This window comes from Nocardia sp. NBC_00403 (assembly GCF_036046055.1).
Taxonomy (GTDB): Bacteria; Actinomycetota; Actinomycetes; order Mycobacteriales; family Mycobacteriaceae; genus Nocardia.
Genome location: NZ_CP107939.1, coordinates 358,019 through 372,133 on the forward strand (window position 1 = coordinate 358,019; position 14,115 = coordinate 372,133).

A 14,115-nucleotide genomic window follows, 5' to 3' on the forward strand; every position below is an offset into this window, starting at 1 on the left:
CCCCGCGATCCACCGAGGTTCCGGCATAACCGATGTCGGCTACGAGATGTCCCGGACAATTCCATCGGCCGCGGACTGTTCGATGGCGGCGAGGAGCCGGTGGTGACGCAGGGCGGTCTCGAAGCTGGGATGCGGTTGCCGGCCTTCGGCGATGGCCTGGGCGACGTCCTGGTAGAGGGCCGCGATGTTGGCCGGTGGGCCGGACCGGACGCTGGCTGGGACGGTGCGATAGGTGTCGGGCATGGCCAGGGCCTGGTCGCCGACCCGGATATCCCAGTCGCCCCAGTGGATGAATGTCCCGGGCTGGGCTGGGGTGGCGGTCAACGTTCCGTCGCTGCCGACGAGCTTGAGGAAGAACCCCTCCCGGGCGGGCCCGTTGCCGCCGTGCACGGCGGCGGAGGCGGTGGCGCCGCCGGCCAGCAGTCCGTGCAGCAGCACGTGGCTGGGCGTGGCGTTGGGCACGGTCTGCTCCGTCCCGGCGACGAGCACGCGGTCGTGTGTGCGGGGCAGCCGTGCGGAGACTTCGGTCAGTGGGCCCGTCACCCGTTCGAGTGCGGCCAGGAAGTGACCGGCCATGATGGTCAGGATGTTGGTTCCCTCCGAAGGGTCGAGGCCGAATACCAGGTTCGGCCATATTCGACTGCCGCCCCAGGGGGCGCCATCTGCCACCAGCGCGACCGATTCGAGCGTGCCGATCCGGCCGTCGGCCAGGAGGTCCGCGGCGAAGCGGGCGCTCGGGGAGTGGTAGCCCTGGAGGACGACCGCGTGCACGACACCTGCGGCGGTGGCGGCCTCGGTCAGCTCGCCCGCTTCGTCGGCGTCGACGCCCAGCGGCCACTCGGACACGACGTGCTTGCCGGCGTCGAGTGCTGCCCTGGTCACGGCGGCATGCCCGGAGGCCTTCACCGAGACGACGACCAAGTCGACCTCAGGGTGCGCGATGAGTTCGCTTGCGTCGGCGAAGGCGTGTCGTGCGCCGTGGGCGGCGGCCGCCCGGTCCGCGCTGGCCTGGTTGGTCGTCGCGACCGCGGTCACGTCGAACTCCTCGAGCGCTGCGAGCGCGGGCAGGTGCGAGCTGTCCGCCCAACCGCTGGCCCCGATAACTCCGACTCGGATCATGTGTGTCGCTCCTTAATTATGTACGTTTCGGTATGAAACTAGGCGGCGACACGCTCTCGCGCAAGAGGTAACGTACCGATAGGTAAAAAACATGCAGAGAGCACGGAGGACGGCATGCCCGGCGGACGCCCACGCTCGTTCGACACAGACACCGCACTCGACCGCGCGCTGGAGGTGTTCTGGCGGCACGGCTACGAGGGCACCTCGCTGGCCGACCTGACCGCCGCGATGGGCATCAACAAGCCCAGCCTCTATGCCGCCTTCGGGAACAAGGAGGAACTGTTCGGCAAGGTCCTCGCCCGCTACCTCAACGGCCCCGGCGCCTACGCCGCCGACGCGCTGAACGCATCCACCGGCCGCGAGGTCGTCGAACGGCTGATCCGCGGGGCCGTCGACCTGACCGCAGGCGAGAACACGCCCCACGGTTGCCTGTGCGTCAAGACCGTTCAAGCCTGCGGCACCGACGCGCACGCTGTACGCCAGGAGGCCGTCACGGTACGCAAAGCCAGCGAGGCGGCGCTGCGCAGGCGGCTCGAGCAGGCCACCGACCTGCCGCCTCGCCACGAACCAGCCGCCCTGGCCGCACTCGTCCACACGATCTCGGACGGCATCGCCGTCCAGGCCGCGGCCGGGCACAGCCGCGACGAGCTGCGGCAGGTCGGCAACTTGGCGCTGCGTGCCCTCCTGGACGACGACAGGTAGACCACGCCGCGAACGAGATCGGGATCACCCTGCCCGACCACCTGTACCCCGTGACCGGCGACAAGCGCTGAGTATCAACGAGATTCAGTCGTCCGGGGCGTCAGGATCGCGCAACGGCCGATGGCCGCCGCCTAAGTCGGGCAGATGGAAGGCGTAGTGGCCGTCCAGCCCGATGTGAGCGCGTACGAACGGTGCGGGCCGGCGGCGTCTTCGTCGCGGACCGGGTAGTCCTGGGTGGTTGCACAGGTCATCTTCGACACCACTCACCGGGGTATCTGGGCACCGCCCTTGATCTGAAGATGTTGGTGCAGACGAATTTTGACGTCACCGTGGTCGGATGGTGGTCGGTTGCGGCGCAACGTTCTGGTCTGGAGAAGCTGGTCGCCGCCGGGCGGGAATCGGCCGAGTTACAGCCTGGCATGGCAAGATCGGCACCCTGCATGTCGGTCAGTCGCAGTCGTACCAGTGGGTGAAGGGGCGGTCCGGGCAGGACAGGCACTCGAAGACGTACACAGCGCCCACCCCGCCTACGTCAAGGCCAGTAGGGTCAACGGCGCCAGCCCGATCATCGTCTTCGAGGGGCCGCCAGGTCCGCCAGGAGTCACCGTCCCATTCCCAACTGGCCACGGTCAGCAGGTGGCACATCGGCCGGCCGCATTGCTTGCAGTCGACGTCGCCCGGTCCGGTGAACCAGGCTGGATATCCGCCGAGCTTCATGCCCGGCGCCTCAGCGTGGTGAGTGCCGTACGACAGAAGCGGGGCTGCTTCCTCCAGCCGATAGAAATCCTCCTGCCACGCTTCGGCCAGGTCCTCCGGCAGATCCCAGGACGGGTATTCCGTCACGCGCTCGGGGTGGACTACGCAAGGCGCTGGCACGTGCCAGTCAGCAGCTGCGGGATCGGCTGCAGGTGCCGGAAGGACCGCCCCGACTGCTGTGGAGTTACGCCAGAACACCACAGGCCACGGCGACGCCGGAAAGTCGTGATTGAACGGGCACCACAGGACCTGCAGAACGTCCCTGTCCTGCGGAAAGGACACAACACCGGTCGGCAGATCCGAACGGAAAGCCTGCACAACGGGAACCATCGGCACCTGGGGGGCGCTCGGCGTGCCCCTCCCGAAGTCCTGGTGCGGCCTGGTGCACACCGGCCACGCCTCATCCGCCGGCCACAGCAACGGCCCTCCCACGGAACTCTGCCTGTTCGACGGGGTGCCCCGCCTCGGATGCAGACGGATGGTGTCCCGAGCCCACGCCGCGAGCCCCGGTACCAGTCCCGTCACGTCAACCGGGCGCGGGGTCGTCCGTCGAATCGCTCCGCCTGCTGCGGCACCCGAATCCATCACCTGATCAGTCACACGGCGAACCCTGCCAGACACCGCTGACAGCGGTCCACTATGTGCGGTAGCTCCTTAGCGTGACTTTTCTCGTCGATGTTCCCGGACACCCAAGCCCGGCCGGTGCCAGGTTTTACGACCACTGCGGAAATGGAGAACCGAAGCGCCGCGACCGAGTGCTACCCGGCGCGGCGATTCGTGGTGTGATCCGTTACTTGACGCTGCCCGCGGTCAGGCCCGCCACCAGCCGCTTCTCGATGAACGCGAACAAGATGACCACCGGAATGATGCCGACGGTGGAGATGGAGAAGACGTACTGCCATGCGGTGTCGTACTGTCCCACGAACTTCGTCAGCGCCACCGACAGCGGCTGATTCTCCGGGGTGGTGAGCACAACCAGACTGGCCGCGAACTCGTTCCAGCAGGCGACCACGGTGAAGATCGTCGCGGTGACGATGCCCGGCCACACCAGCGGCAGGCTCACCCTGGTCAGGATCTGCCATCGGTTCAGGCCGTCGAGCTGCGCGGCCTCCTCGATCTCCACCGGAATCGCGGCGAAGAAGCTGTGCAGAATCCACACCGCGAACGACAGGTTGAACGCGGCATTCACCAGGATCATCGCCAGCCAGGTGTCATTGATGCCGAGGGTGAAGAACTGCCGGATCAGGCCGGTCACCAGCACGGTCGGCTGCAGCATCTGGGTGATGAGCACCAGACCGAGGAATGCCGCCCGACCGGGAAAGCGATGCCGGGCGGTGTAATACGCGGCCGGAACGGCCACGACCAGCACCAACACAGTGGCGCAGACCGAGATGACGATCGTGCTGACCATATTGAACGGCAGCGGTGTCTCCGGCGTGTCCCACATCGTGCTGTAGTTGTCCGGATGCCAGGACTCCGGCAGGTACGTCGGTGGGATGCGCAGGATTTCGGCTCTGCTCTTCAGCGACCCCAGCACCATGACGAGGAACGGGATCAGGAAGATCGCGGCCACCAGCACCCCGACCGCGGTGAGCTCCCAGCGCCGCCGCTTGCCGCGCCCGGGCGATATTTCCCGAGGCGCTGCCGTGGGCGGGATGCCATCGATACGGATATCGTCCGGTGTCGTCATCGCCTCGCCCTGCCCTCGGTGCTGCTGCGCGCTCATCCGTCGACCTGCTGCGTCGGTTTGACGACCTTCACGTAGATCGCGATGATCACCACGATCAGCGCGAAGTTGAGCACGCTCATCGCGGCGGCGGTGTCGATCTGCTGGTTCTGCCGAATCAGCTTGAACGTCAATGTGGTCGTGGTGTCGGCGAAGAAACCTGCGATGCTACCGGTGATCACCTGCAGAATCGGCAGCGAATTGAACACATTGATGATGTTGATGATGGTGGCCACCGCGATCGCCGGACGCAGTTGCGGCAGTGTGAGATACCGGTAGCGCTGCCACGGACTTGCGCCGTCGACCCGGCCCGCCTCGCCGATCTCCGCTGGAATCCCCTGCAGCCCGGCAAGAATTGTGTAAGTGGTGAACGGAATCGAGACGAATACCGCGACCCCCATCGCCACCAGGAACGCCGGGATCGGTTGTTTGGTGAAGCCGTAGCCCCGGTCGAGCAGCCCGATGTCGACGAGGAAGCGGTTGGCGATGCCGACGTCGGGGTCGAGCATGTAGTAGAAGATCGTCGTCGTCATCACCACCGAGGCGGCCCACGGCACCAGGATCGCCATCCGCACCGCGGTGCGCCCCGGAAAGTCCTTGTTCAGGAACTGAGCCAGCGCCGCCGAGAGCACCAGGGTGATCAGCACGACGCAGACCACCCAGATCACCGTGTGCAGCAGCACCGAGCCCAGTTCACTGATGTCGAACAGATTGCGGTAGTTGGCCAGCCCGGCGGAGCCGCGATCCTGGCCGTAGGCGCTCAGGTCCCTGGTGCTCGTCCAGACCATGTAGCAGACCGGGAAGGCGACGATAGCCGCGATCAACACCAGGGAAGGCCCGAGCCACGGAATCGCCCGCAGCGCGCTCGCCCGCCCGGACGGCACCCGGGTTCCTTTGCGCCCCACGCTATTTCGCGGCTTCCTGGATGCGCGCGAGCACCTGAGCTGGGTCCGTGCCCTGCGCGATGGTGCCCATCTGCTGACGGATGGCACCCTGTGCCGCAGCCCATTTCGGGTTGTTGCTCGGGTAGAATTTGGCCACCGGCAGCGTCGCGGCGAACGCCTTCGTCACCGGGTCACCCGCGAGCTTGGCGGCCGCGCTGTTGGTGATCGGGATGAAGCCCTCGTGCTGCACGAAGTTCGCGTAGGTGTCCGCACCGTAGAAGAAGTCGAGGAACTTCTTGATCGACTCGGTCTTCTTGCCGTCCTTCTTGAACGCCATCAGATGATCGGCGACGCCGAGGGTGACCGGGTCGCCGGACTTCGTCGGCGAGGGCGCGGTCGCGTACGGCAGGCCCGCGTTCTTCGACGCGATCTGGCCGATGGTGGGCGGCAGACCCTCGATCATGCCGATCTTGCCCTGAATGAAGGCGTTGATGACGTCTTTGCGGTCGGTGGCGCCCGGATTGGGCTGGGTCGCACCGGCATCGATGAGTTCGCGCATGGCACGGACGCCCTCGAGGTTCTGCGGGGTGTCCACGGTGACCTTGTCGCCTTCGGCCCAGTTGCCGCCCGCGCCGAAGGTCCAGATGGAGGTCTCGCCCTGGGCCTCCTCACTGCCGAGGGGCAGACCGTAGCCGGAGACGCCGCCGCCGAGCGCCTGGATCTTCTTGGCCGCTTCGGTGAGTTCGGCCCAGGTCTTCGGCGGCGCGGCGACGCCTGCCTTGGCGAACAGGTCGGTATTGTAGAAAAGGGTGCGGGTCGAGGCGAACAGTGGCAGCGCGAACTGCTGGCCGTTGAGCGACGCGTTCTTGGCGAAGCCGGGCTGGATATCCGACAGCACATTCGGGGAGACGATCTCCGACGCCCCGTAGAGCATGCCGTCACCGGCGAAGCTCGCATAGGCGTCGATGTTCAGGATGTCCGGGGTTGTCGATTTGGATTGCAGCTTGGTCCGCACCACGTCGTTGATCGAGTTCCACGACTCCATCTGCAGGTTCACCGTGAGGCCGGGGTTGGCCTTTTCGAAGTCGGCGATGATGCCGTCCCACAGCGCCTTCGTGCCGGTAGCGCCGTCGCTGTAGACGGGAGCCAGGAAGTTGATCGTGGAGTCGGAGTCGGCCGAGTCTTTCGAGCCGAACCCGCAGGACGAGAGGGCGAGAGCGAGGCCGGTGGCCATCGCGATCCCCGCGAGCACGCCGTGGAGTGGTCTTTTCACGAGCAGAACCTTTCAATTTTCACACCCGGCGCCAGCGGACCGCCGATGATGGAGCGAACGTATCGACTGACCAACAATCTAGACCTCAGAGTGATCATATGTGACTGTTTTGATCGTAAATTTGACATGAACGATCATCAGGTCGATTCTGTTGTGGTGCCGATCTCCGCTCACCCCAGCCCCGTGACCCATCTGGCCACCGAGGTCGCCACCCAGCCGGACGACTGGGCGCGCGCCGAAACCATCGCTGCCGAACACCGCGCCGTACTGCCCCAACCAGGCGAGCGCGTCGCCGTCATCGGCTGCGGCACTTCACTGTTCATGTCCCGGGCCATCGCGGCGCTGCGCGAGGGCTCGGGCCAGGGCATTACCGATGCCTGGCCCGCCAGCGAAGTCCGCAGCGGTCGCGAATACGACCGCTACCTGGTCATCTGCCGCTCCGGCACCACCACCGAGGTGGTCAATGCCATGCGGGAGATCCCGACCCACATTCCGCGCACCGTGATCTGCAGCAGCCCGGGCACCCCCGTGCTAGAGCTGGGCGATGCAATCCTGATCGACGAGGTCGACGAGCAATCGGTCGTGCAGACCCGCTTCGCCACCACCACGCTCGCCATCCTGCGCTGGCATCTCGGCGAGGACCTGAACCCCGCGATCGCCCAGGCCCGCGCCATCCTCGCCGAGGATCCCGCGACGGCACTTGCCGAAGTCCGGCACGCCGAACAGATCAGCTTCGTCGGCATGGGCTTCGCAGCCGCCATCGCCGAAGAAGCGGGCCTCAAACTCCGCGAGTCCTGCCAGTCCTGGACCGAGGCCTACCTACAGACCGAATACCGCCACGGCCCGATCAGCATCTCCACCCCCGGTCGCGCGGTCTGGGCCTTCGGCCCGCTGGTCCCGCAATTCGAAGCCGACGTCACCGTCACCGGCGCCCACTTCGAACACCGCGATATCGACCCGATGGCCGACCTGGTCCGAGTCCATCAACTCTGCGTCCTGCGCGCCGCCGACCACGGCCTGGACCCCGACCATCCCCGCAACCTCAACCGCTCGGTAGTCCTCGACCAGTGACCCTGGCGCCACCATGACCGACTCCCCGACCCCGGCCCGCGGATCTGCGCTGCTCACACCACCAGAAGTGGTTACCCTGACCGAGATGGGAACCGCGCAGTCCGCAGCAGGATCACCGCGACCGGACGCCGGGTCACCCCGGCCCGGCCCGCCGGCTGTCGCGCCCGGCGCGGCGGTCGACGCGAGGGGTGCCACACCAGACGCCGCACTTCCCGACGACACGCTGACGCCGGGGACCCCGCTTCCCGACGATGCCCTGGTACTCGGCATGGATGTCGGTGGGACCACTATGAAAGGTGAGATCACCGACGCGGCCGGCACGGTGCTGACCGCTGCCGTCACTGCCACGCCGCAGGGCGAGGCGGCGTTCGAGGCCATGGGTGCGCTCGGAGATCGGCTGCTGGCCGAGCTCACGGCCGAACAGCGCGGCCGGGTGGCGCGGGCCGCGGTGCTGCTGCCGGGGATCGTGGACCATGTCCGGTCGATTGCCGTGTTCAGCAGCAATGTCGGCTGGCGGGATGTACACATCGGTGACCGGTTCATCGAACGCTGGCACATGCCGGTGTTGATCGAGCACGATGTCGCCGTGGCCGGTTGGGCCGAATGGCGGTACGGAGCCGGACGCGACCACGACAACGTATGCGTGGTCATTCTCGGCACCGGTATCAGCGGAACCCTGTCCGTCGGTGGCCGACTCGTGCGCAGCGAATACGGCCAGACCGGCGAGTACGGTCATATCCCGGTTCGCCACGCGGATGGCCTGCGCTGTCCGTGCGGCAACATCGGCTGCGTCGAGACGGTGGCATCCGGCGCGGCCATCGCCCGTGCGTACTCCCGCCGTACCGGCATCGAAACAGACAGTGCGGCAGATGTTTTCGCACTCCTCGATACCGACCGCGACGCCAAGGCCGTAGTAGACGACGCCATCAGCGCCCTCGCCGACGGCCTGCTCGGCATCATCCATGCCGCCTGCCCCCAACTCATCGTCCTCGGCGGCGGACTGGCCGGCGCCGGCGCCGCCCTCACCGAACCCCTGCACCGCACCATCGCCGAACGACTCCGCATAGTCCCCGCACCACGGGTGGTCCTCGGCGAATTCGGCGCACGAGCAGGCCTGGCCGGCGCGGCCCTGTTCGCCCGCCGCGGGGCTTTGACATGAAGTACGACAACGCACGCGCGACGCCGCCGACAGCAGGAGCGCAAGGCCGCACAGGTGCCGCGCCACCACCGGCCGAAAGTGTTGCGGCACTCGATGATTGCGCCATGCTCAGGAACGGGGGCGGCGCATGACGCGGCAGGCCCGGGCAGCCGAGTTCCACGTTCGCGGGCGGATTGTTTCCGCGGCGCAGGTGCTCGACGACGGGGTGGTCTCGGTTCGCGGCGAGCGGATCCACGCGGTGCAGTCGGTGACGGAATGGGCTGCGGCGCATCCTGATTCGGCTATCCCGACATTCAGTGGCACGGTGTTGCCCGGGCTGGTCGACATCCATAATCACGGCGGGTTCGGACACCGGTTCGACACCGTCAACGACGCGGAGGCGCGCGCGGCGGCCGAGTTTCATCATTCGCGCGGGTCGACCACGGTGTTGGCGAGCGTTGTCACCGGGGCCGCGGCGGACATGGTGGCGCAGACGACCATGCTGGCCGGGCTGGCCGAGACCGGAATGATCGGCGGAATTCATGCTGAGGGGCCATTTTTGTCGTCGGCCCGCTGTGGCGCCCAGGATCCGCGCTACCTGCGCGATCCCGACCTCGAACTGACCGATCGACTACTGTCCGCCGCCGGCGGACACCTGCGCGTGATGACGATCGCGCCGGAACTTCCGGGATATCGCGCAGTCGCCGAACGGCTGTCCGACAACGATGTGGCGGTATCTCTCGGGCACAGCGACGCCACCTTCGACGAGTTTCGTAAGTCATTGCGCCCCAACGGTTTCGGAAGTCTGGTTACGCACCTGGCGAACGGTATGCCGCCGCTGCATCATCGCAAGCCCGGTCCGGTTGCCGCCGCATTGGTCGCTGCGGCGACCGGCGACGTGGTCGTCGAACTGATCGGCGATGGGGTTCATGTCGACTCCGGTTTCGCCGCACTGGCTTTCGCGACCGCGCCGGGACAGGTCGCGCTGATCACCGATGCGATGCAAGCGGCGGGTATGCCGGACGGCGACTATCAGCTCGGTCCGCAGGCGGTGCGGGTTACCGACGGCGTCGCCCGAGTGGCAAGTGGATCCATCGCAGGGGGTACCGCTCACCTGCTGCAGTGTCTGGCCTGGGCCGTGCGCGATTGCGGCGTCCCACTACGCGATGCTGTGATTGCCGCCACTTCTATCCCGGCCCATTCGGCCGGATTGGCCGATGTGGGCGATATCTCGACCGACCAGTTCGCGGACCTGTTGATAGTTGATGACAATCTACAGTTGCGCCGGGTGCTCAGACATGGACAGTGGTTGACGTGATCCTCACCGTGACAATGAATCCTGCCTACGACATGACCTATCGCGTCGAGCGTTTCGAACGCGGCCAGGCGCATCGGGTCAGGTCCGTCGAGCAACGCATCGGCGGCAAAGGCATCAACGTGACGCGGGTGCTCAATCAGCTCGGAAAATACTCCCGGGCAACGGGTTTTTCCGACCATGCCTTCGCGGCCGCCGCCGAACTGGAGATGCCGGTGGACTTCGTGCACGCGTTGCCGTGGGTCCGGCGCACGGTGGTGATCAGCGAATCCGAGGACGGCACCGCCACCGCATTGTGGGAACCCGGCGCGCGCGTGTCGAATCCCCATGCCGTCGAACAGCTCGCCGTGCGAGTAGCCGGCCTACTACCCGATATCAATGGACTGGTGATTTCCGGATCGCTGCCCGGCGGCGTCTCGTCCAGCCTCCCCGCCGACCTCGCCCGCACGGCCATCGCCGCAGGCGTTCCGACTATCTGCGATGTCGACGGCGAATCCCTACGTCTTGCCGCCCAGATCCCCGGCGTCATCCTCATGCCGAACACCGAAGAACTCGAACGCCTCACCGGCCGAGTCCCGCTCACACCCGACGAGGTCGCGACCGCCGCGCGCCCACTCGTCGATCGAGGAGTGCGCGCCATCATCGCCACCCGCGGCGCCGACGGCATGATCGCGATCACCGCGGCCGGCTCCTGGTTCGCGAACCTCCCCGAACCGATGTCCGGAAACCCTACCGGCGCAGGCGATTCCGCAGCCGCAGCCGTCATCTCTGCCCTCTCGGAAGGCCCCGAACCCGATTGGCCCGCCATCCTCGTCGACGCAGTCGCCACCGCCGCCGCAGCAGTGCTGATCCCGGTGGCAGGCGAAATAGACCGCTGCGCCCGTACTCGGCTCATCCCCACCGTCCACCTCGAAAAGCTAGCCGAACCCAGCCCGCAGGACTCCTCACCATGAGCGCGAAACACCAGGCTCCCATGATGACCGGCGCTCCACATCGCCCGGACTGCGCTCAACCAAGAGCCGGTCACGCGAAGCATCCCGAAGACCATACCGCCGGACCAACCGATCACGCCCGGCATGCTGGTTCACCGGCCCGCCGTGTAGTCGGCTACGGGGTGTTCCGAAAACCCGTCCTCGCCTCATCAGATGATGAGCGCACTGCTTATGCATTTCAGGCCGTGCCTGCTTCCCGCGGCCGACCCGAGCTCCAGGAGACCCGACAATGACTCTGACGCCCGTCTCCGAACTGATCACCTCCGCACGCCCCGGCGGCCTCGGTGCGTTCAATGTGATCACCCTGGAGCATGCCGAGGCCATCGCGGGTGCGGCTGAATCAGCGAAACTTCCAGTGGTGCTGCAACTTTCGGAGAACACGGTCAACTACCACGGCAGCATAGCTCCTATCGCGCTCGCGTGCCTGCGGATCGCCGCGGACAGCACCGCGGCCATCGCCGTGCACCTCGACCACGCCACGTCGTTCGACCTCATCAGAGCCGCCGTCGATCTCGGCATCCGGTCGGTCATGTACGACGGCTCCACCCTCGACTACACCGCCAATGTCGCGACCACCGCGGAAGTGGCCCGCTGGTGTCATGATCACGGCGTCTTCGTCGAGGCCGAATTGGGTGAGGTCGGTGGCAAAGACGGCGCGCACGCACCGGGCGTCCGCACCGATCCCGACGAAGCGGTCGAATTCGTCGCGACGACAGGCGTCGACGCCTTGGCCGTGGCAGTCGGCTCCTCGCACGCCATGCACACTCGCACCGCCGAACTCGACAACGACCTCATCTCTCGACTGGCCTCGAAAGTGCCTGTCCCCCTTGTGCTGCACGGCTCCTCCGGTGTCCCCGACGAAGGTCTGCGCGCCGCCGTCGAACACGGCATGACCAAAATCAACATCGCCACCCGCCTGAATGTCCTTGCCACGGAAGCAATCCGGGTCACCCTGGCGGGAAGTCCCGACCTGTCCGATCCCCGCAAGTATCTGAAGCCCGCACGCGCCGCTGTCCGCTCAGAGGTCGAACACCTCCTGCACCTGCTGGCCGCGTAGCCCAACATCCACCCGCCTGCCAGAGCCTCTCCACACCAGCTTTCACCGGCGCGGCAGCCACCTTGCGGCAAGCACCGCGCAACCGGAACCCACATTCGGCTCCGAGACCACGGCGTGCGCGCGCCTGCGATCACTCCGTTGACCGATCCGCCCGAGGCAGTGCATCGTCGCAGCTCAGGTGGCGTATCCAGCCGGAACCAGCGGGGGCGTGATCTCCCCATGCCCGGGAAAGCATGGGCAGAGCATGGACACGTGGAGATGATAGGCTGAGTTGCCCTTAGTTTAGCTAACTATTTGCTCGTTTCGCCTGTGCTGTCTCACCTGATGAAGGAAACACAACTACATGGCTGCCATCCTGCAAATGGGAGAACAGCGCGCTGCCAGGACTGTCGAGCCGTCCCGGTCCCCGCACACATTGACGGCCCTTTGTGCCGCAATAGCTTTCGCTGCCCTATCCGTCGGCGTCTGGCTGGAATTCCTGCGGCCGAATTGGGAGATGTACTGGCACCAGATCGACCTACAGGTCTATATGTGGGGCGGTTCGACCGCGGCGGTGCACCCCGAGCTGCTGTACGACGGCCGCGGACCGATGGGCCTGCCCTTCCTCTACCCCGTCTTCGCCGCGTGGATCTGCGCCGAGCTGTCACGATTCTCGATCAATTACATCGGGACCGGCATCGTGGTCCTCACCATGGCATCGCTGTATGTGAGCGTGTGGAGCACCGCCGCACTCCAGCGGCATCGGCGCGGAGCCGGCATGGTCGCCATGACAATCGCCGTCAGCGCCGCCGCGATCTGGATCGAGCCGGTGCAGCAGGCATTTCAGTTCGGTCAGCTCAGCGTGATTCTCATGGCGTTGGTGCTCGCGGACCTCGCCATCCCCAAGGATCGCCGGTATCGGGGCATCCTGATCGGCATCGCAACCGGCCTCAAGCTGACCCCGGCGGTGTTCATCGTCTACCTGCTCATCACACGCCAGTTCAAAGCCGCCGCCGTAGCCACCGGGACCTTCGCCACCACCGTCGCGATCGGCTTCTGGTACCGCCCGACCCAGGCGTTCGAGTTCTGGAGCACTACCACGTCCTCGCAGAACCGAATCGGCTTCGCCTACGTCCAGAATCAGTCGATCAACGGCCTTTTCGGTCGCCTGCAATGGACGACATGGGATAGCAGCGAAGCCTGGCTCGTCGGCGCAGGCTTGCTCGCGATCACCGGAATAGCCGCCGCTCGCGTCGCCTACCTGCGCGGCGACGAACTACTCGGCGCCCTCCTCGCGGCCACCGTCATGCTGCTCGCCTCCCCGATCTCCTGGACCCACTACTGGGTCTGGATCGTCCCCGCCGCGATGTGGATTTTCCATGCACTGCGCAACCGCCCGCGCAGCATCCGAATCGGCGTGCCCGCCGCCATCTACCTCTTCACCTTCGCGTGGCCGATGCAGGTCGACCGCATCGGCTCCTGGGACCCAGATCTCCCCCTCCTCCCTCAGGGACTGATCTGGTTCGTCCCGCAAACCCTCGGCCGCGAATTCCACTGGACCCTCCCCCAATTCCTCCTGGGCAACTCCTACACACTCCTGGCCACCGCCGCCCTCTTGGCAGCCATCGCCTACCTCCTCCCCCGAACCCCCAAACCCCCCGCCCCAACCACAACCGCAATCCCCACCACAACCCGCGACCTGACCCACGCCGCGACCTAACCCGCACCGGCGCACCCACTCACACCGAGCCACATTTTGTCACTGGGTCGGCGAGTTGTGATGGCGCACATGGGTCCGGTGACCTGCCTGGCTGCGGCTGAGCCGCTCCGACGCTGAACAGCTCGACAACCTCGGTGGATGGTTGACCACCGTCGTCGCCCGGGAGTGCCTGCATATTGCGCTCCCGCCGACACCGCCGGAGGACCAGTGGCACACCGTGGAGCGACACACTCGCGATTCGGCGCGGATGTATGCCGTTCGCGGGCGGGGATACCGGCCGGTGGCGCCGGCGAGGGTGCGGAGCCACCGGTCGGCGGGCGGTGGGTCAGGGCAGTGAGCCACCTGGGTCGGTCGGAAGGGTGGTTTGGGCCGTTGGGTGAGGC

12 protein-coding genes and 1 pseudogene are annotated in these 14,115 nt (G+C 66.4%); 8 read left to right on the forward strand and 5 right to left on the reverse strand.

Translation table 11 applies throughout. From position 1 onward, the window contains the following. Positions 1 to 39 precede the first annotated feature (39 nt). Positions 40 to 1,119 (reverse strand): Gfo/Idh/MocA family protein, encoded by a 1,080-nt coding sequence (locus OHQ90_RS01410; protein ID WP_328406732.1) that lies wholly within the window; start codon positions 1,117 to 1,119, stop codon positions 40 to 42. A 114-nt stretch (positions 1,120 to 1,233) separates the two neighbouring features. On the opposite strand from OHQ90_RS01410, the gene OHQ90_RS01415 reads away from it, so the two are divergent. After that, a complete protein-coding gene (locus tag OHQ90_RS01415) occupies positions 1,234 to 1,821 on the forward strand; it encodes a TetR/AcrR family transcriptional regulator (protein WP_328406733.1) in 588 nt (195 codons plus the stop codon). Between the two features lie 447 nt (positions 1,822 to 2,268). Here the strand turns inward: OHQ90_RS01415 and OHQ90_RS01420 are convergent, their stop codons facing one another. The 4 genes from OHQ90_RS01420 to OHQ90_RS01435 all read right to left on the reverse strand — a co-directional run bounded on the left by OHQ90_RS01420 (position 2,269) and on the right by OHQ90_RS01435 (position 6,460). Further along, a complete protein-coding gene (locus OHQ90_RS01420) occupies positions 2,269 to 2,664 on the reverse strand; it encodes a hypothetical protein (protein WP_328406734.1) in 396 nt (131 codons plus the stop codon). A gap of 703 nt (positions 2,665 to 3,367) precedes the next feature. After that, positions 3,368 to 4,303 (reverse strand): carbohydrate ABC transporter permease, encoded by a 936-nt coding sequence (locus OHQ90_RS01425; protein WP_328406735.1) that lies wholly within the window; start codon positions 4,301 to 4,303, stop codon positions 3,368 to 3,370. After that, a complete protein-coding gene (locus OHQ90_RS01430) occupies positions 4,300 to 5,187 on the reverse strand; it encodes a carbohydrate ABC transporter permease (protein WP_328406736.1) in 888 nt (295 codons plus the stop codon). Before OHQ90_RS01430 ends, OHQ90_RS01425 begins: the two co-directional genes overlap by 4 nt. A 22-nt stretch (positions 5,188 to 5,209) precedes the next feature. Further along, on the reverse strand, positions 5,210 to 6,460 hold the full coding sequence (locus tag OHQ90_RS01435; protein ID WP_328406738.1) for an extracellular solute-binding protein: 1,251 nt from the start codon (positions 6,458 to 6,460) through the stop codon (positions 5,210 to 5,212). A gap of 126 nt (positions 6,461 to 6,586) precedes the next feature. Here OHQ90_RS01435 and OHQ90_RS01440 point away from each other — a divergent pair, with 126 nt between their 5' ends. The 7 genes and pseudogenes from OHQ90_RS01440 to OHQ90_RS39295 form a co-directional block, all read left to right on the forward strand. Continuing rightward, entirely contained in the window at positions 6,587 to 7,531 is a 945-nt protein-coding gene (locus OHQ90_RS01440) for an SIS domain-containing protein (RefSeq protein WP_328406740.1), read from the forward strand. A 13-nt stretch (positions 7,532 to 7,544) separates the two neighbouring features. Next, a complete protein-coding gene (locus OHQ90_RS01445) occupies positions 7,545 to 8,690 on the forward strand; it encodes an ROK family protein (RefSeq protein WP_328406741.1) in 1,146 nt (381 codons plus the stop codon). A 127-nt stretch (positions 8,691 to 8,817) separates the two neighbouring features. Then, entirely contained in the window at positions 8,818 to 9,987 is a 1,170-nt protein-coding gene (locus tag OHQ90_RS01450; protein WP_328406742.1) for an N-acetylglucosamine-6-phosphate deacetylase, read from the forward strand. Then, positions 9,984 to 10,937, forward strand: coding sequence for a 1-phosphofructokinase (locus tag OHQ90_RS01455; protein ID WP_328406743.1), 954 nt, complete (start codon positions 9,984 to 9,986; stop codon positions 10,935 to 10,937). Before OHQ90_RS01450 ends, OHQ90_RS01455 begins: the two co-directional genes overlap by 4 nt. A 268-nt stretch (positions 10,938 to 11,205) precedes the next feature. Continuing rightward, on the forward strand, positions 11,206 to 12,033 hold the full coding sequence (locus tag OHQ90_RS01460; RefSeq protein WP_328406744.1) for a class II fructose-bisphosphate aldolase: 828 nt from the start codon (positions 11,206 to 11,208) through the stop codon (positions 12,031 to 12,033). 343 nt (positions 12,034 to 12,376) lie between these two features. After that, positions 12,377 to 13,732, forward strand: a complete 1,356-nt coding sequence (locus tag OHQ90_RS01465; protein WP_328406745.1) for a glycosyltransferase 87 family protein — start codon at positions 12,377 to 12,379, stop codon at positions 13,730 to 13,732. 85 nt (positions 13,733 to 13,817) lie between these two features. Beyond that, a pseudogene (locus OHQ90_RS39295) lies at positions 13,818 to 13,932 on the forward strand (RNA polymerase subunit sigma-70); the annotation flags it as partial. Positions 13,933 to 14,115: the final 183 nt, after the last annotated feature.